The organism is Streptomyces sp. AC627_RSS907 (genome assembly GCF_019049165.1).
The window spans coordinates 1-17,187 of sequence record NZ_JAGMUE010000021.1 but is presented as its reverse complement, the minus strand read 5'-3'; the positions used below and the strand labels follow the sequence as shown (position 1 = coordinate 17,187).

The 17,187-nt window shown below is 74.0% G+C and carries 13 protein-coding genes and 1 pseudogene; 5 read left to right on the top strand and 9 right to left on the bottom strand.

The window, feature by feature from the left end; genetic code table 11:
* Positions 1-155: pseudogene (locus tag KUM32_RS43310) on the bottom strand (EamA/RhaT family transporter); the annotation flags it as partial.
* Between the two features lie 117 nt (positions 156-272).
* Positions 273-605 carry an SH3 domain-containing protein gene (locus KUM32_RS06670; RefSeq protein WP_217140858.1) on the bottom strand — a complete coding sequence of 111 codons (333 nt, stop codon included), beginning with the start codon at positions 603-605 and terminating at the stop codon, positions 273-275.
* A gap of 183 nt (positions 606-788) precedes the next feature.
* Here KUM32_RS06670 and KUM32_RS06665 point away from each other — a divergent pair, with 183 nt between their 5' ends.
* Positions 789-2,975 carry a serine/threonine-protein kinase gene (locus tag KUM32_RS06665; RefSeq protein WP_217140857.1) on the top strand — a complete coding sequence of 729 codons (2,187 nt, stop codon included), beginning with the start codon at positions 789-791 and terminating at the stop codon, positions 2,973-2,975.
* Between the two features lie 100 nt (positions 2,976-3,075).
* On the opposite strand, the gene ilvD is transcribed toward KUM32_RS06665, so the two are convergent.
* The 3 genes from ilvD to KUM32_RS06650 all read right to left on the bottom strand — a co-directional run bounded on the left by ilvD (position 3,076) and on the right by KUM32_RS06650 (position 7,092).
* Positions 3,076-4,929, bottom strand: coding sequence for a dihydroxy-acid dehydratase (gene ilvD, locus KUM32_RS06660; protein ID WP_217140856.1), 1,854 nt, complete (start codon positions 4,927-4,929; stop codon positions 3,076-3,078).
* A 201-nt stretch (positions 4,930-5,130) separates the two neighbouring features.
* The gene (locus tag KUM32_RS06655) at positions 5,131-5,970 is read right to left on the bottom strand and encodes a sugar phosphate isomerase/epimerase (RefSeq protein WP_217140855.1); all 840 of its coding nucleotides are present in this window, start codon (positions 5,968-5,970) and stop codon (positions 5,131-5,133) included.
* Positions 5,971-6,159: 189 nt separating this feature from the next.
* On the bottom strand, positions 6,160-7,092 hold the full coding sequence (locus KUM32_RS06650; RefSeq protein ID WP_217140854.1) for a Ppx/GppA phosphatase family protein: 933 nt from the start codon (positions 7,090-7,092) through the stop codon (positions 6,160-6,162).
* Positions 7,093-7,338: 246 nt separating this feature from the next.
* Here KUM32_RS06650 and KUM32_RS06645 point away from each other — a divergent pair, with 246 nt between their 5' ends.
* On the top strand, positions 7,339-8,103 hold the full coding sequence (locus tag KUM32_RS06645) for a hypothetical protein (protein WP_308408612.1): 765 nt from the start codon (positions 7,339-7,341) through the stop codon (positions 8,101-8,103).
* Positions 8,104-8,111: 8 nt separating this feature from the next.
* On the opposite strand, the gene KUM32_RS06640 is transcribed toward KUM32_RS06645, so the two are convergent.
* Positions 8,112-9,866, bottom strand: a complete 1,755-nt coding sequence (locus tag KUM32_RS06640; RefSeq protein WP_217140860.1) for a hypothetical protein — start codon at positions 9,864-9,866, stop codon at positions 8,112-8,114.
* Positions 9,867-10,164: 298 nt separating this feature from the next.
* Here KUM32_RS06640 and radA point away from each other — a divergent pair, with 298 nt between their 5' ends.
* Positions 10,165-11,574: a DNA repair protein RadA gene (radA, locus tag KUM32_RS06635; RefSeq protein ID WP_217140852.1), complete on the top strand. Its 1,410-nt coding sequence runs from the start codon at positions 10,165-10,167 to the stop codon at positions 11,572-11,574.
* A gap of 80 nt (positions 11,575-11,654) precedes the next feature.
* On the top strand, positions 11,655-12,779 hold the full coding sequence (gene disA, locus KUM32_RS06630; RefSeq protein WP_217140851.1) for a DNA integrity scanning diadenylate cyclase DisA: 1,125 nt from the start codon (positions 11,655-11,657) through the stop codon (positions 12,777-12,779).
* Positions 12,780-13,036: 257 nt separating this feature from the next.
* Here disA and KUM32_RS06625 read toward each other — a convergent pair whose 3' ends face one another.
* Positions 13,037-13,906, bottom strand: coding sequence for a hypothetical protein (locus tag KUM32_RS06625; RefSeq protein ID WP_217140850.1), 870 nt, complete (start codon positions 13,904-13,906; stop codon positions 13,037-13,039).
* 175 nt (positions 13,907-14,081) lie between these two features.
* Between KUM32_RS06625 and KUM32_RS06620 the strand changes: the two genes are divergently transcribed.
* Entirely contained in the window at positions 14,082-14,732 is a 651-nt protein-coding gene (locus tag KUM32_RS06620) for a phosphatase PAP2 family protein (protein ID WP_217140849.1), read from the top strand.
* Positions 14,733-14,739: 7 nt separating this feature from the next.
* Here the strand turns inward: KUM32_RS06620 and KUM32_RS06615 are convergent, their stop codons facing one another.
* A complete protein-coding gene (locus KUM32_RS06615) occupies positions 14,740-15,411 on the bottom strand; it encodes a response regulator transcription factor (protein WP_217140848.1) in 672 nt (223 codons plus the stop codon).
* On the bottom strand, positions 15,408-17,187 hold a 1,780-nt coding region (locus KUM32_RS44680), incomplete at its 5' end, for a sensor histidine kinase (protein WP_374227488.1). The genes KUM32_RS44680 and KUM32_RS06615, both read right to left, overlap by 4 nt.

Genomic DNA, 17,187 nt, shown 5'->3' with positions numbered 1-17,187 from the left:
CCGACGGCCAGGCCGGCCCGGCGGGCGGTGTAGCCGTGGTCGTGGTTCACCCAGGTCGTGCCGTAGAACCGGAGGGGTTCGGGGCGGGGGCCGGTGGGGGGTGTGGAGCCCGCGGGGGTGTCCGGGGTGCCGTTCGTGCCGTTCTCTGCGCTCACGGGTCGATTATGGCGCCGGATGTGCCGCGGGCTCCGGGTGGGCCCGGGCCGGTGAGCCCGGGGCCGGTCAGCCCAGGGCCGGTCAGCCCAGGGCCGGTGAGCCCGGGGCCGGTGGCGCTAGGAGCAGCGGGGAGCGACGTAGCCGTCGCTGCCGGTGCGGATGTACGTGTCGGAGACGTACTGGCCGCTGCCGATCTTGTCCCAGACGGACGACGTGCCGTACGGGCCGGACACCCTCGTGCCCGTGGTCTGGCAGCTGATCACGACCGACGAGCCCTCGGGCAGGACCCGTACGACGGAGTAACCGGTGCCGGGACCGCTGCGGACGTTGACCCGGTAGCCGGGCGCGACCGGGTAGGAGCGCAGGCCCGTGGCAGCCGCCGTGGTGACGGCATCCACGGTCGCGTCCTCGTCCCCGCCCCCGGTCGGCGCGATGTGGTCGACGGACATGAGTGGACCTCCCCCGTTGAACCCCACGACTGTCATGGGGCCACGTTGATTCCCCTGGAACGAAAAATGAAACACGAGTTCGCACCTCGCACGCGGAGGCTAGCAAGCCGCCTCGGTCCCGTACGACTCATCGACTAGGCTCCGAACGTCGCGCGCGCTACGGAACAGCACGGGGGTGGTCCCATGGCGCCACAGAAGAACGCCGGAGCGGGCGCGGAAGCGGAACTTCCGGAGTACGCCGGTCACTATCACCTGGAGTCCTGCCTGGGCTCGGGTGGCATGGGTGTCGTGCACCTGGCCCGGAGCACCTCCGGGATGCGGGTCGCGGTGAAGGTCGTACACGCCCCGTATGCCCGGGACCCCGAGTTCAGAGGCCGTTTCCGGCAGGAGGTGGCGGCGGCGCGACGGGTGAGCGGGGCCTTCACCGCGCCGGTCGTCGACGCCGACCCGGACGCCGAACGGCCGTGGATGGCCACGCTGTTCATTCCCGGTCCGACGCTCTCGGAAGAGGTCAAGCGGAACGGACCCATGGATCCGGCCCAGTTGCGCCGGCTGATGGCCGGACTCGCGGAGGCGCTGCGGGACATCCACCGGGTCGGGGTCGTCCACCGGGACCTGAAGCCGAGCAACGTACTGCTCGCCGAGGACGGGCCGAAGGTCATCGACTTCGGAATCTCCCGGCCGAAGGACAGCGAACTGCGCACCGAGACCGGGAAGTTGATCGGTACGCCGCCGTTCATGGCGCCCGAACAGTTCCGGCGGCCCCGGGAAGTGGGCCCCGCTGCCGACGTCTTCGCGCTCGGGTCGCTGATGGTGCACGCGGCGACCGGGCGCGGGCCCTTCGACTCCGACAGTCCCTACGTCGTCGCCTACCAGGTGGTGCACGACGAACCCGACCTGACCGGGGTGCCGGAGACGCTCGCGCCGCTGGTGCTGCGGTGCCTCGCCAAGGAGCCCGACGAGCGGCCCACGCCGGACGAACTGATGCGGCGGCTGCGGTCGGTGGCGGCGTCGTACGACACGCAGACGTTCGTACCGGCGGTGCGGACGCGGGGGGACGACACCCCGGAGCCCCGTCCGGACGGCTCGCCCGCACCGGCGGCGGACGGCTCGCCCGTATCCGTGCCTGACGACTCGCCCGGACTCGTGCCGGACGACTCGCCCGGCCTCCGGCCGGACGCGCCCGCCGGGCGGCCCGCGCGGCGCCTCGGCACGCGCGCGTCCCTGGTGGCCGGGGTGCTCTGCCTCGCCGTGACCGGCGGGCTCGCCTCGGTCCAGGTGCTCGACGACGCCGAGCCGGCGCGCAGGACGGCCGCCGCGCAGAGTACGTCGGGCGGCTACGGCGCGTGGGAGTCGGTGGTTGCCCCGGAGGGCGGCATGCCCCAGTGCTCGTACGGGTCCGAGAAGCTGCTGTGCGCGCGGCCCGGCCTGGTCTTCGCCCTCGATCCGGCCGACGGCCGCACGCTGTGGAAGCACGAGGTCGAGGAGGCCACACGGGACGAGCCGCCGGTCATGTCGGGCGGCCTCGTGCAGCCCGTCGTCGGTCTGATCGGGGACCTTGAGGCGCTCGACCCCGCCACGGGCAGGCCGGTGTGGCAGGAGGAGATGCCCGCGTACGACGGAGTGCGGAGCGTCGGCGACATGACCCTGCTCACCCGCGCGGACGGGCTGGTCACCGGCGTGGAGAGCGCCTCGGGCCGGACCAGGTGGTCCCACCGGATCCCTGGGCAGGCCGTGCCGTACTTCACCTCGTTCGCCGGCGATCCCACGGCGTACGCGACGACCGTGTCCGGGGACGGGGCGAGCACGCACGTCACCGCGGTGGACCCGGCGACGGGTGACGTGCGGTGGGACGCCGATCTGGAGGGGACGCTGACGCCCGTCGGGGCGGCGGACGGGTCCGTGTACTTCCTCAGGGGCGGCGCCGTCTACGGGGACGCGACGGCCGTGGTCCGTCACACGCCCGGCACCGGGTCCACCCGCCGGGTGACCCTGCCGGTGCCGGTCGAGCAGGCGCAGGCCGGCGTGCACGGGGACACCGTGTACCTCATGGGCGCGGGCGGCTCACTGGTCGCCGTCGACACGGCCGCGGGAACGCAGCGGTGGCGGCTGGAGACGGGCGTGAGCCGGGGCTCGGTGCCCGCCTCCGACGGGCGGCACGTGTACGTCACCGCTCCCGACGGGCGGCTCCTCGGCGTGGACGCCCTGAAGGGCAAGCTCCTCGGACAGACGCGCCCGCGCCTCGGTGCCGACTCCGACCGCGTCCCCGCCTCGCTGCCCCGGCCCGTGCTCGCGGGCGGCCACGTCTACGCCGGTGCGCCGGACGGGACCGTGTTCGGCGTGGCGGGCCGGGACCCGGGCGCCTGGTAGCGGGGACTGCCGGCCGCTGGCGATGCCGTTGCCGGACGCCCGGCGGGGCCGGGCCCGGCCCAGTCCCGGCCGGGGCGGAACCGGCCGGGTCCGGCCCGGCTCAGCCCAGCTTGGTCACGTCACGCACCGCGCCCTTGTCGGCGCTCGTCGCCATCGCGGCGTACGCCTTCAGGGCCGCGGAGACCTTGCGGTCGCGGTTCTTCGGGGCGTACACGCCGTTCAGGGCCTGCTCGCGGCGGGCCAGCTCGGCGTCGTCGACCAGCAGCTCGATGGAGCGGTTCGGGATGTCGATGCGGATGCGGTCGCCGTCCTCGACGAGGGCGATCGTGCCGCCCGAGGCCGCCTCGGGGCTGGCGTGACCGATGGAGAGACCGGAGGTGCCACCGGAGAAGCGGCCGTCGGTGACCAGGGCGCAGGCCTTTCCGAGACCGCGGCCCTTCAGGTACGAGGTCGGGTAGAGCATCTCCTGCATGCCGGGGCCGCCCTTGGGGCCCTCGTAGCGGATGACGACGACGTCGCCCTCCTTGACCTGCTGGGTGAGGATCTTCTCGACGGCCTCCTCCTGCGACTCGCAGACGACCGCCGGGCCCTCGAAGGTCCAGATGGACTCGTCGACGCCGGCCGTCTTGACGACGCAGCCGTCGACGGCCAGGTTGCCGCGCAGGACCGCCAGGCCGCCGTCCTTGGAGTAGGCGTGCTCGGCGGAGCGGATGCAACCGCCCTCGGCGTCGTCGTCCAGGGAGTCCCAGCGCTCGGACTGGGAGAAGGCCTCGGCGGAGCGGACGCAGCCGGGGGCCGCGTGCCACAGCTCCACGGCCTCCGGGGAGGGGGAGCCGCCGCGGATGTCCCAGGTCTTCAGCCAGTCGGCGAGGGAGGGGCTGTGGACGGAGTGCACGTCCTCGTTGAGCAGGCCCGCGCGGTGCAGCTCGCCCAGCAGGGCGGGGATGCCTCCCGCGCGGTGCACGTCCTCCATGTAGTACGTGCGGTCCTTGGCGACGTTGGGCGCGACCTTGGCCAGGCAGGGGACGCGGCGCGAGAGGGCGTCCATCTCGGTGAGGCCGTAGGGGACGCCCGCCTCCTGGGCGGCGGCCAGCAGGTGGAGGATCGTGTTGGTCGAGCCGCCCATCGCGATGTCGAGGGCCATCGCGTTCCCGAAGGCCGCGGGGGTGGCGATGTTGCGGGGCAGGACCGAGTCGTCGTCCTGCTCGTAGTAGCGGCGGGTCAGGTCGAGCACCGTGCGGGCGGCGTTCTCGTACAGCGCCTTGCGGGCGGTGTGGGTGGCCAGGACCGAGCCGTTGCCCGGCAGGGAGAGGCCGATGGCCTCGGTCAGGCAGTTCATCGAGTTGGCGGTGAACATGCCGGAGCAGGAGCCGCAGGTGGGGCAGGCGTTCTCCTCGATGCGGAGGATGTCCGCGTCGGAGACCTTGTCGTTGACCGCTTCCGACATCGCGTCGACCAGGTCCAGGGTGCGGACCGTGCCGTCGACCAGGGTGGCGCGGCCGGACTCCATCGGGCCGCCGGAGACGAAGACCGTCGGGATGTTCAGCCGCAGGGCGGCGTTGAGCATGCCCGGGGTGATCTTGTCGCAGTTGGAGATGCAGATCAGGGCGTCGGCGCAGTGCGCCTCGACCATGTACTCCACGCTGTCCGCGATCAGGTCGCGGGAGGGCAGGGAGTAGAGCATGCCGCCGTGGCCCATCGCGATGCCGTCGTCGACGGCGATCGTGTTGAACTCGCGCGGGATGCCGCCGGCCGCGGTGACCGCCTCGCTGACGATGCGGCCGACCGGGGCGAGGTGCGTGTGCCCCGGCACGAACTCCGTGAAGCTGTTGGCGACCGCGATGATCGGCTTCCGCCCGATGTCCGCGCCGGGTACACCGGAGGCACGCATAAGGGCGCGGGCGCCCGCCATGTTGCGGCCGTGGGTGACTGTGCGGGACCTCAGTTCGGGCATCGTCGCTCGCTCCTTCGGAGAGTAAAGACTGCCGTCGAGCGTACGCCCGTCATCCAGGGGCCGGGACAGGGTGTCCGGAATGCGGGACGCGTGTCTCGCGGACGGCCCGGGAAGGGTGGCTTCAGAGGACGCGGTCGCGGGTGCCGGCGGATTCCGTGCGCGGCGGGCGGACGCGGCGGCGGGTGCTCACGCCGGCCTCGCTCACCGCCGGTGCGCCTTCGACGCCGTGGCCGGCGACGCCAGGTGCAGGCGGGCGAAGGCCAGCGCCTCGGCGAGATCGGCCTCACGTTCGGCGCTCGACATCGCGCGACGGGTGTTGACCTCGATGACGACATGGCCGTCGAAGCCGGTGTGGGCGAGGCGCTCCAGCACCTCGGCGCAGGGCTGGTCGCCGCGGCCGGGGACGAGGTGCTCGTCCTTGGCGGAGCCCTTGCCGTCGGCGAGGTGGACGTGGCCGAGGCGGTCGCCCATGCGCTCGAGCATGTCGAGGGCGTCGGTGCGGGAGGTGGCGGCGTGGCTGAGGTCGATCGTGAAGTGACGGTAGTCGTCCTTCGTCACGTCCCAGTCGGGGGCGTACGCCTGCATCTCGCGGTCGCGGTAGCGCCAGGGGTACATGTTCTCGACGGCGAACCGTACGTCCGTCTCGTCCGCCATCCGCCAGATGCCGTTGACGAAGTCCCGGGCGTACTGCCGCTGCCAGCGGAACGGCGGGTGGACGACGACGGCGGACGCGCCGAGCGTCTCGGCGGCGGCGCGGGCGCGCTGGAGCTTGACCCAGGGGTCGGTGGACCAGACGCGCTGCGTGATGAGCAGGCAGGGGGCGTGCACGGCCAGGACCGGCATCCGGTGGTAGTCGCTGAGTCTGCGCAGCGCGTCGAGGTCCTGGCTGACCGGATCGGTCCACACCATGACCTCGACCCCGTCGTATCCGAGGCGTGCGGCGATCTCGAAGGCCGTCGCCGTCGACTCCGGGTAGACGGAAGCCGTCGACAGGGCGACCTTCGCGTCCGGGATGCGGACGACGTCCCTTGGTTGTGCCACGAGGGTCAGGTTACGGGGTGCCGGTCGGGGAGCGCGGGGTGCCTGCTCGCCGTTGTGGTGATTGCCATAGGGCGGGCCCGGCGGGCGCCGTGGACTGTCGCGCCCACGCGGCCCGACGGGTGCCGTGGCCTGTCGCGCCCACGGGGCCCGGCGTGCTTCGGCCCGGCCCCGTGCTCCTGCCGGGGCCCGTCATCCCTGGCCCATGTGGTCCAGTCTGCGCAGGATCACGCCCTCCCGCAGTGCCCACGGGCAGATCTCCAGGTGCTCCACGCGCAGCAGGTCCATCGCGGCCTCGGCCACCAGGGCACCGGCCAGGAGCTGGTTCGCGCGGCCCTCCGAGACGCCCGGGAGCTCGGCGCGCTCGCCGGCGGTCATGGCGGCCAGGCGGGGCACCCAGGCCTCCAGGGAGGCCCGCTTCAGCTCGCGCTGGACGTACAGGCCCTCGGCGGAGCGGGCGGCGCCGGCGATGCGGGCCAGTTGCCGGAAGGTCTTGGAGGTGGCGACCACGTGGTCGGGGGCGCCGAGGCGGCTGAAGTCACCGACCGTGCGGGCGATCTCGGTGCGGACGTGGCGGCGCAGCGCCCTGACGTCGTCCGGGTGGGGCGGGTCGCCGGGCAGCCAGGACGCGGTCAGCCGGCCCGCGCCGAGCGGCAGCGACACGGCGGTGTCGGGCTCCTCGTCCATGCCGTAGGCCATCTCCAGGGAGCCGCCGCCGATGTCCAGGACCAGCAGCCTGCCCGCCGACCAGCCGAACCAGCGGCGGACGGCGAGGAAGGTGAGCCGGGCCTCCTCGGCGCCGGTGAGGACCGTCAGCTCGACGCCGGTCTCGGTCCGCACGCGCGCGAGGACGTCGTCGGCGTTGCTCGCCTCGCGCACGGCGGAGGTGGCGAACGGCAGGAGGTCCTCGACGCCCTTGTCCTCGGCGGCCTGGAGCGCCTCCCGGACGACCGCGACCAGCCGGTCGACACCGTCGGGGCCGATCGCTCCGTCGTCGTCGAGGAGTTGGGCGAGGCGCAGCTCCGCCTTGTGCGAGTGCGCGGGCAGCGGGCGCGCACCCGGGTGCGCGTCCACCACCAGCAGATGCACCGTGTTCGAACCCACGTCGAGGACACCGAGTCTCATGGACGGAACGCTACTGCGAGCGGGGGCGGGCGGCGGTGCCGTCCCGGGGTCCGGGCGACTTACCCTGGACGGGTGCCAAAGACGAAAAAGGCGAAGGATGAAAAGCCGCCCAAGAAGGACAAGGGACACAAGAAGAACAGGACGACCAAGAAGGACGTACTGATCGGTATCGCGGCCCCTGATTCTTCGGCGGGCGCTCCGGCGGGTTCTTCAGCTGGTTCTTCTGGTTCTTCAGCGGATTCCTCGGTGGATTCCTCGGTGGGCGACGAGAAGGGGCTCGACTTCGCGCGCGCGTGGGTGGAGTTTCCGGATCCGGCGGACGAGGAGCAGGTCTTCCGGTGCGACCTGACCTGGCTCACCTCCCGCTGGAACTGCATCTTCGGCAGCGGCTGCCAGGGCATCCAGGCGGGCCGCGCGGACGACGGGTGCTGCACCCTGGGCGCCCACTTCTCCGACGAGGACGACGAGAAGCGGGTTGCCGAGCACGTGGCGCGGCTCACGCCGGACATCTGGCAGCACCATGCCGAGGGCACGCGGGGCGGATGGGTCTCGGAGGACGACGAGGGCTCGCGGCAGACCCGGCCGTACCAGGGCTCGTGCATCTTCCAGAACCGGCCCGGCTTCGCGGGCGGCGCGGGCTGCTCGCTGCACATCCTGGCCCTGAAGGAGGGCCGTGAACCGCTGGAGACCAAGCCGGACGTGTGCTGGCAGCTCCCGGTCCGGCGGACGTACGAGTGGATCGACCGGCCCGACGACACGCGTGTGCTCCAGGTGTCGATCGGTGAGTACGACCGGCGCGGCTGGGGGCCGGGCGGGCACGACCTGCACTGGTGGTGCACGTCGGCGACCTCGGCGCACGGCGCGGGCGACCCGGTGTACGTGTCGTACCGGCCGGAACTGATCGAGCTCATGGGCAAGGCGGGCTACGACCGGCTGGTCGAGCTGTGCGAGGAGCGGCTGGCCTCGCAGCTGCCGCTGGTGGCGCCGCACCCGGCGGACCCCGCCCGCTGAGCCCGGCGCTACGGGGTGGCCGGGCCCGGGGTGCCGCCGTCGCCCGCCGGCGCTGACGAGCCTCCCGTGCCTCCGGTCGGGGACGGTTCGGCGGGCGTCGGGTCCGGCGACGTGGGGGTCGGGTCGTCGGGGGGCGTGGGACCGGGCGGCGCGGAGGTCGTCGGGGACGGACCCGGGTGGGACGGGGGCGGGGTGTCGTCCGGCGTGCCGGGGCGCGGGCCCGGGCGGGTGGCGCTGGGCGCGGTGCCGTAGCCCTCGATGGAGACGATCGCGCCGACGGGTGAGACGGCCACGCGTGCGCTCCAGTGGCCGGACGGCTCGCGCAGGTGGTCGACGTACACCCTGACCGTCAGCGCCTCACCGGGGCGGAGGGTGCCCGCCGCCTGGCTCAGGTAGAGCCAGGCGGCGTCGACGGACGCGGACCAGCGCACCGGTGCGTCGCCGGTCGCGGTCAGCGTGACGAGTGTGGTGTCGCCGTCGTGGCCGGCCGTCACCTCCAGGTGGGCGGCGCCCTTCTCGTCGGCGCCGGAGGCGCTGACGACCTCCACGGAGACGTCGGCCTCGCCGTCCTCGCCGAAGCGGGTGCCGGGCGTGGTGCTCGCGTTGCCGGCGTTCTCGTAGCCGTGGCCGCCGCCCGCGGACCCGCCTTCCGGGCCGTCGGTCCCCTGTACCTCGGGGGCGCTGGCCGAGCGGCCGTCCTCGCCCTCGACGACGGGGGTGCCGCGGTAGGCCGCCCACAGGGCGAGTACGGGGGCCGCGACGACGGTGGCCACGACGGTCGTGGTGACGGCACGCGCGCGGAGGCGGTCCCGCCGGGCCGCGCGGTCCCTGGGGTCCATCGGGAAGCCGCGCCGGTCGAAGCGGGGGGACGCGGTCCGCGCGCGCGGGAGGTGCGTCATGGCGAGGTGCAGTGCCGCGCGGGGTGCCTCCAGGACGGGCAGCTCGGCCGGTGTCACGCTCGTGCCGGGCCAGCGGCCGGGGATCGCCCGCTCGGCGCCGCGGCGGCAGCGGGGGCAGTCGTCGACGTGCCGGACCAGCTCGCGGCGCAGGGCGGAACTCAGCACGTACCGGTTGTCGCCGGTGAGACGGGCGACGCCCGGACAGGTGCCGGTCTCGGCGACGGCGAGGGCGGCGCGGGTGCGCTCGACCTCGCAGGCGGCGGAGGCGAGCAGCTCCCGGGCGGCGGCCGGTTCCATACCGAGGACGGCCGCCACCTCGTGGGCGGCGAGGTGGTGGCGCACGGCGAGTTCGAGGGCCTCGCGCTGCTCCGGGGTGGTACCGGCGGCCTCCGGCCAGGCCAGCCGGGCCAGCCGGCGGCGCCGCGCCTCCTCGTCGGCCCCCGCGGACGGTGCCGGGGGCACCGGCGGGGTGGCGGACTGCCGTGCGGTACGCCGGCGGCCGGGGACGGGGCGGCCCGCCGCGTGACTGCTCGGACGCTTCTGCTTGGCCTCCGCCAGCTTGCGCAGGCACACCCAGCGGGCCAGCGCGTACAGCCAGGCCCTGCGGTCCGCGGCGGACGCGGGCCCGCGGTGGCCGCGGCGCTCGGCCAGCGCGAGGGTGTCGCCCAGGGCGGCCGTCGCGGCGTCGTGGTCGCAGAGCACGGACAGGCAGTACGTGAACAGGCCGTCCAGATACATGTCGTACGCGTCGTAGCGCGCGGGCGGCCGCTGCGCCAGCGTGCGTGCCGCGGCGCGGTCGCGCAGCTCCCGGTTCGTCCGGTGGGCGCCGGTCGTGCGGGTCATGGTCTCCGGACTGCTCCTCATCACCCGGCGACCGTAGGGGGCCATGGGTGGCGCGGGCTGGCGCGTTGGGCAGTTTTAATCCGTACGGGTGAAACGATCCCTCATAAGGGGACAGGAAGCCGTTGTTCCGGTGGCCGGTTCAGGGTGCGGGGTGGCCCGTTCGGGGTGCGCGCGGCCTGTCGGGGCAGGTCGGGGGGCCGTCCCGGGGTCCGTCCCGGGGCCCGCCCCGAGGCCGTCCGCGAGGGGCTCCGGCTGTCCGGGCGGGGCGGGAGCCGCCGCCGTGGGACGGGTTGTCAGTGGGGGCGGTTACGGTTCGTGCATGGCTGCCCGTACGAAGACCACCAAGGAACGGCCGTCCTACCGCTGCACCGAGTGCGGCTGGCAGACGGCCAAGTGGCTCGGCCGCTGCCCCGAGTGCCAGGCCTGGGGCACGGTCGAGGAGTACGGCGCGCCCGCGGTCCGTACGACGACGCCGGGACGCGTCACCACCTCCGCGCTGCCCATCGGCCAGGTCGACGGCCGTCAGGCGACCGCTCGCCCCACCGGCGTGCCCGAGCTCGACCGGGTGCTCGGTGGCGGGCTGGTGCCCGGCGCGGTGGTGCTCCTCGCGGGCGAGCCCGGCGTCGGCAAGTCCACGCTGCTGCTGGACGTGGCGGCCAAGTCGGCCAGTGAGGAACACAAGACCCTGTACGTCACGGGCGAGGAGTCGGCGAGTCAGGTGCGGCTGCGCGCCGACCGCATCCACGCCATCGACGACCACCTGTACCTCGCCGCCGAGACCGACCTCGCGGCGGTCCTCGGCCACTTGGACGCGGTCAAGCCGTCCCTGCTGATCCTGGACTCCGTGCAGACGGTGGCATCCCCCGAGATCGACGGTGCCCCCGGCGGCATGGCGCAGGTGCGGGAGGTGGCGGGCGCCCTGATCCGCGCCTCCAAGGAGCGGGGCATGTCCACCCTGCTCGTGGGCCACGTCACGAAGGACGGGGCCATCGCCGGCCCCCGCCTGCTCGAACACCTTGTGGACGTCGTCCTGCACTTCGAGGGCGACCGGCACGCGCGCCTCAGACTGGTGCGCGGCGTCAAGAACCGCTACGGCACCACCGACGAGGTCGGCTGCTTCGAGCTGCACGACGAGGGCATCACGGGCCTGGCCGACCCCAGCGGGCTGTTCCTCACCCGCCGCGCCGAGCCCGTGCCCGGCACCTGCCTGACCGTCACCCTGGAGGGCCGCCGCCCGCTGGTCGCCGAGGTGCAGGCGCTCACCGTGGACTCCCAGATCCCGTCCCCGCGGCGCACGACGTCCGGCCTGGAGACCTCCCGCGTGTCCATGATGCTGGCCGTCCTGGAGCAGCGCGGACGCATCAGCGCCCTGGGCAAGAGGGACATCTACTCCGCGACGGTCGGCGGCGTGAAGCTGTCCGAGCCGGCCGCCGACCTCGCCGTCGCCCTCGCGCTGGCGAGTGCGGCGAGCGACACCCCGCTGCCCAAGAACCTCGTCGCGATCGGCGAGGTCGGACTCGCCGGTGAGGTGAGACGGGTCACGGGCGTGCAGCGCAGGCTCGCCGAGGCGCACCGCCTGGGCTTCACCCACGCCCTGGTACCGACCGATCCGGGCAGGGTCCCTGACGGCATGAAGGTGCTGGAAGTCGCGGACATGGGGGACGCCCTGCGGGTGCTTCCCCGTTCGCGTCGGCGAGAGGCCCCACGGGAGGAGGAGGACCGCCGGTAGACTTTGCCCTGGTCTCGCCCGTCCGTACCAACCGAGTACGCGAAGCGGGGGCGCCCAGAACCTGCGACCGGAGGAGTGCAGTGGCAGCCAACGACCGGGCAGCAGCTCCCGGAAAGTCCGGTGGGAGTGCCGGTGCCGATGGCCTGATGCGCGCCTCGCTGAGCGCCGTGGCGCCCGGCACGCCCCTGAGGGACGGCCTGGAGCGGGTCCTTCGCGGCAACACCGGCGGCCTGATCGTGCTGGGCTCCGACAAGACCGTCGAGTCGATGTGCACGGGCGGCTTCGTGCTGGATGTCGAGTTCACCGCGACCCGGCTGCGCGAGCTGTGCAAGCTGGACGGCGGCATCGTGCTCTCCTCGGACCTGTCGAAGATCCTGCGGGCCGGAGTGCAGCTGCTGCCCGACCCCACGATCCCCACCGAGGAGACGGGCACCCGGCACCGTACGGCGGACCGGGTCAGCAAGCAGGTCGGCTTCCCCGTCGTCTCCGTCTCCCAGTCCATGCGGCTCATCGCCCTCTACGTCGACGGTCAGCGTCGTGTCCTGGAGGACTCCGCGGCGATCCTCTCCCGCGCCAACCAGGCCCTGGCGACCCTGGAGCGCTACAAGCTCCGCCTCGACGAGGTCGCGGGCACGCTGTCGGCCCTGGAGATCGAGGACCTGGTCACCGTCCGGGACGTCTCGGCGGTCTCCCAGCGGCTGGAGATGGTGCGCCGCATCGCCACCGAGATCGCCGAATACGTGGTGGAGCTGGGCACGGACGGGCGCCTGCTCGCGCTCCAGCTCGACGAGCTGATCGCCGGCGTGGAACCCGAACGCGAGCTGGTCGTACGGGACTACGTGCCCGAGCCGACGGCCAAGCGCTCCCGCACCGTCGACGAGGCGCTCGCCGAGCTGGACAAGCTCAGCCATGCCGAGCTGCTGGAACTGGCGACGGTGGCCCGCGCCTTGGGATACACCGGCTCCCCCGAGACCCTGGACTCCGCCGTGTCTCCGCGCGGCTTCCGGCTGCTGGCGAAGGTGCCGCGGCTGCCGGGCGCGATCATCGACCGCCTGGTGGAGCACTTCGGCGGCCTGCAGAAGCTGCTCGCCGCCAGCGTGGACGACCTCCAGACGGTGGACGGTGTCGGCGAGGCCCGCGCACGCAGCGTGCGGGAGGGGCTGTCGCGGCTGGCGGAGTCGTCGATCCTGGAGCGCTACGTCTAGGGGCCCACGTCCACGGGCCCAGGCCTGGCGCGTCCGGCGGGCACGCATCCACCTGGCGCGCAGTCCGTCCGGCGTTCAATGCGTCCGGCGCGCAATGTGTCCGGCGTGCATCCGCGTGACGCGGGTCCGGCCGGCGGGGCACGCCCAGGGCGTCACGTCGGTGCGCGATATGTCCCAGAGCGCCGTCCCCGGAGCGACATGTGCGTGACGTCCGGCGCGGGTGCTGCCTCGGTGGCCGCGCCCGCACCGGTCCCGTCTCAGTCGTTCTTCAGCACGAACGACGTCCGCACCTTCGCGAAGCCCGCCGCCTTGGCCTCCACCAGGTACGTCCCCGCCCCGGCCGAACCCGCCGGAGGCGTCCCGCACTCGGCGGCGCTCGGCTTGCGGTCCCACTTCACGGTGTAGGTGATGCCACTCCCGGCGGCCACCCGGTACTGCAGGCTCCCCGAGCCCTTGACGCAGTCGTCGGAGGACCAGTACGCGTCGTCACCGCTGGCCGGGGTGATCGTCACCACGGCGTGCTCCGGCCCGAGATCGACCTTGCAGTCGGCGCCGGAGGTGTTCCGTGCGGTGAGTTCGAAGGTGGGCGTCTGGCCGGGCGAGTAGTTGTTGCGGACGCTGCGCATGCTCAACTGGACCGCGCCGGGAGTGCAGTTCGGCAGGTTCGAGCCGCCCGGCAGCGCGTCGCCGACGCCGACGCCGGTCACCGCACCACCGGCGGAGCCGCCTCCGCCGGTGCCGCCGGACCCGCCGCCGTTCCCGGAACCACCGGTGCCGGAACCGCCGTTGCCGGAACCACCGTCACCAGACCCGGATCCGCCACCGGAGCCCGCACCCGAACCCGCGCCGGAGCCCGGCTCGTTGGAGCCGCCACTCCCCGACTCGTCGCGCCCGCCCGGCGCCTGACTGATCGCCGGTCCGGAGCCCGAGGGCCCCGGAGTGATCGAGGGCGCGGGGTTCTTGCCGTTGGCGCCGTCCTCGTGGCCCTTCCCGTCGCCCCCGCCGCCGGAGACCACGACCCACGTGATCAGCAGCGCCAACAGGGCGAGGAGAGACAGCAGTACGGCCCTCCGTCGCCAGTAGATGGAGGAGGGAAGCGGCCCGACCGGATTGCGCAGAGATCCCACGGCGCAAACTGTACGAGAGATCGGCGCGTTCCCTTGTCCCACCCGCCGCTCGGGGCGGCAACTTTTACGGATCATCATTCCGGAAACCGGTCCGGCACCCCTGCCGATCGACAGGTGCCGTAGCTGTCGATCGCAGGGTGTGACCCTCTCGCCCCGTTGCCTACCGTCCGTGACCATGACCTTCGAGGACGACGAGCTCTACCGCGACATCACCGGCTTCGCCCACGACACCCCGACGTGGGTGCAGCACACGGCGGAGGTGTGGACGGAGGCGGGAATCCTGTTGTTCGGCGCGCTGTTCGTCGCCGCCTGGTGGAGGTCGCGCCGCGGCAGCTCCCGGGCGTTCGCGATCGCGGCCCTTGCACCCCTGGCCACGGCTGCGGCATATGTGTGCAGCGAGCTGCTCAAGTCCGGTTTCACCGAGGAGCGTCCGTGCCGGGCGGTCGCCGGGGCGGTGCCGTCCCTGGCCGAGTGCCCGCCGACCGGTGACTGGTCGTTCCCGAGCAACCACGCGACGATAGCGGGCGCCTCGGCCGTCGCGCTGGTCCTGGTCCGGCGGGCGCTCGTCTGGCTGACGGTCCCGCTCGCCCTGCTGATGGCCTTCTCCCGCGTCTTCGTCGGCGTCCACTACCCGCACGACGTCGCCGCCGGACTGCTGCTCGGCGCCCTCGTCGCCGCCGTGGCCGTGCGCCTGGGCACGCGGCCGGTGACACGGCTGGCCGAGGCGATGCGCGCGTCGTCGGCGCCCGCGGTGCGGTGGCTGACCGGCCCGGGTCCGGCCGCCGCGCCGACTGCGGCGTACGTCGCCTCGCACCGGCGCCGCTGACCCGGGCTCAGGCGTCCGCCTCGACCAGTCCCGCCTCGTACGCCACGATCGCCGCCTGGACCCGGTTGCGTACCTCCAGCCGGTCCAGGACCGCGCTCACGTAGGCCTTCACGGTGCCCTCGACGAGGTGCAGCCGGGCGGCGATCTCCGGGTTGGACAGGCCGGCGCCGACGAGGCCGAGCACCTCGCGTTCGCGGGGGCTCAGGCGTGCCGCACGCGCGCGTGCGTGCTCCTCGCGGGCGAGCCGGCCACCGCCACCGCCCCTGCCGAGGTCCTCGATGACGTACCGGGCGACCTTCGGGGACAGGAAGGCGGCGCCCTCCGCCACGGCCCGTACGCCGGCCATCAGTTCGTAGGGGTCACCCGACTTGAGGAGGAAGCCGGTCGCGCCGGCGGCCAGGGCGCGGGCGACGTAGGCCTGTTCGGAGAACGTGGTCAGCATGGCGACGGCCGTGCCGGGGACGGTCCGTACGATCTCCTCGGCCGCCGAGAGGCCGTCCAGGCGCGGCATGCGGATGTCCAGCAGGGCCACGTCGGGGCGGTGCGCGCGGGCCAGTTCGACGGCCTCGCGGCCGTCGCCCGCCTCGGCGACGACCTCGCTCTCGCCGCCGCTCGCCAGGATGGCGCGCACGCCGGCCCGCACCATCGCCTCGTCGTCGGCCAACAGTACCCGGATCACCGTACGGACTCCTCGTGTTGCTCGTGCTGCTCTTGTTGCTCGTGCTGCTCTTGTTGCTCGCGTACCTCGCCGGGGCGGCCGACGCCGGGGACGACGTCCTTGGTGAGCAGCCGTCCCCGCTGGTCGAAGCAGAGCCGGAAGTGGTCGATGGACGTGAGGAGTTCGCCGCTCGCGCGGTAGTAACGGCAGTCGGCGTCCGCGGGCGGCGCGGGGGCGCGCTCGGTGGGCGGGTCGTGGGCCTCGCGGTCCGGGAGCAGGGGCGCGGCCTCGTCGTACGACGTGCCCGGCCGCAGTTTCGCGTACGCGCTCGGGGTGAGCACCGAGTGCGTCTCCGTGTACGCGTACCAGCCGAAGGCGGCGCCGACCAGCACGACGCCGGCACCGGCGGCGGCGCCCAGGCCGAGGACGACGCGGCGGCGGGCGTGGGCGAAGGGAGCCACGGGGGCGGGCGGGGAGACGGGGGCGACGGTCTGCTGTGCGGGGACGTGCGCCCACACCCGGAACCCGTCCCCGTGCGGGCCGGCCCGGAAGTCGCCGCCGACCGAGGCGACGGCGGCGCGCAGTCCGAGCAGGCCCGAACCGCCCGACGACGGGGGCGCCTCCTCGGTGGCCGGTCCGTTGGTGACGGTGACCGTCGTCCCGCGGGCCTGCCCGGTGACGGCGACGACGACGGGGGCGCCCGGCGCGTGCCGGGCGGCGTTGGTCAGCGCCTCGCGCACGATCCGGTGCAGCAGCCGTTCGGCGACGCCGCCGGGTTCCGGGGCCGGGGTGGCGGTGTCCGGCGCCTCCCAGCTGACGGGGAGCCCCGACTCGGCGGCGCGGGCGACGAGTTCCTCGACGCTCTCGCCCGCCGGGGCCAGCGGGACGGGCTCGTCGTCCTCACGCAGTACGCCGATGATGCGGTGCAGGTGGTCGGTGGCGTCGGCGGCGGCGACGCGCAGGTCGGCCGCGGCGGCCCGGTGGCCGTCGGCGAGTCCGGGGGCGACCTGGAGGGCGGCGGCGCGCAGGGCGAGCAGGCTCAGTTCGTGGCCGAGGGAGTCGTGCATGTCCTGGGCGATCCGGGCGCGTTCCCGGAGCCGGGCCCGTTCCTCGGCGTGCCGCTGCTCGTCCTCCAGCCGGGCCGCCCTGAGCCAGCCGGCCTCGGCCAGGGCACGGCTCTGCCGCCAGTAGCGTCCGCCGAGCCAGGGGAAGACGCAGCCGAAGAGCAGCGTGCACGTCAGGACCAGGCACTCCGGGGGCGGGTCAACTCCCACGAGCACGATCCGCACCGTACCGACCGTGCCGACGGCGACGAAGCCGGCCACCGCGGGGCGCGCCCGCCGCGCGCGCAGGCCGAGCAGGAGGGAGAAGGTGCCGAGCGCCGGGCCGTAGGACACGGTGAACAGGGCCGGGGCGGCGGTCAGGCCCAGACCGGCCGTCGCGAGGAAGGCGCCGAGCGGCTGCCGCCGGGCGAGAGCAACCGCCACGCCGAGCACGGCCAGACCGGCCACCTGCTGCCAGAGGGGTCTCGGCTCGTTCATCCCGATCCGGTCGGCGGTGACCGCCGGGAAGGCGAGGGCGGCCCAGAACAGCGCACCTCTGCCGAGGGAGGCAAGCCCGACGCCGGCACGCGGACCGGGGGCGGGGGCGGGTGCGGGGGCGGGTGCGGGTGCGGGTGCGGTACGACGGCCGACGGCGGTTTCGGGGCCGGGGGCGGCACGTCGGCCGGCGTCGGTGTCAACGCCGGGGTCGGTACGACGAGCGGAACCGATGCTGCCGCCGGACGCGGCACAGCCC

Coding starts and splice junctions, on each gene's coding strand:
- KUM32_RS06665 (WP_217140857.1), top strand. CDS start 789: ATGGCGCCACAGAAGAACGCCGGAGCGGGCGCGGAAGCGGAACTTCCG.
- KUM32_RS06620 (WP_217140849.1), top strand. CDS start 14,082: ATGACCTTCGAGGACGACGAGCTCTACCGCGACATCACCGGCTTCGCC.
- KUM32_RS06650 (WP_217140854.1), bottom strand. CDS start 7,092: ATGAGACTCGGTGTCCTCGACGTGGGTTCGAACACGGTGCATCTGCTG.
- KUM32_RS06640 (WP_217140860.1), bottom strand. CDS start 9,866: ATGAGGAGCAGTCCGGAGACCATGACCCGCACGACCGGCGCCCACCGG.
- ilvD (WP_217140856.1), bottom strand. CDS start 4,929: ATGCCCGAACTGAGGTCCCGCACAGTCACCCACGGCCGCAACATGGCG.
- radA (WP_217140852.1), top strand. CDS start 10,165: ATGGCTGCCCGTACGAAGACCACCAAGGAACGGCCGTCCTACCGCTGC.
- KUM32_RS06670 (WP_217140858.1), bottom strand. CDS start 605: ATGTCCGTCGACCACATCGCGCCGACCGGGGGCGGGGACGAGGACGCG.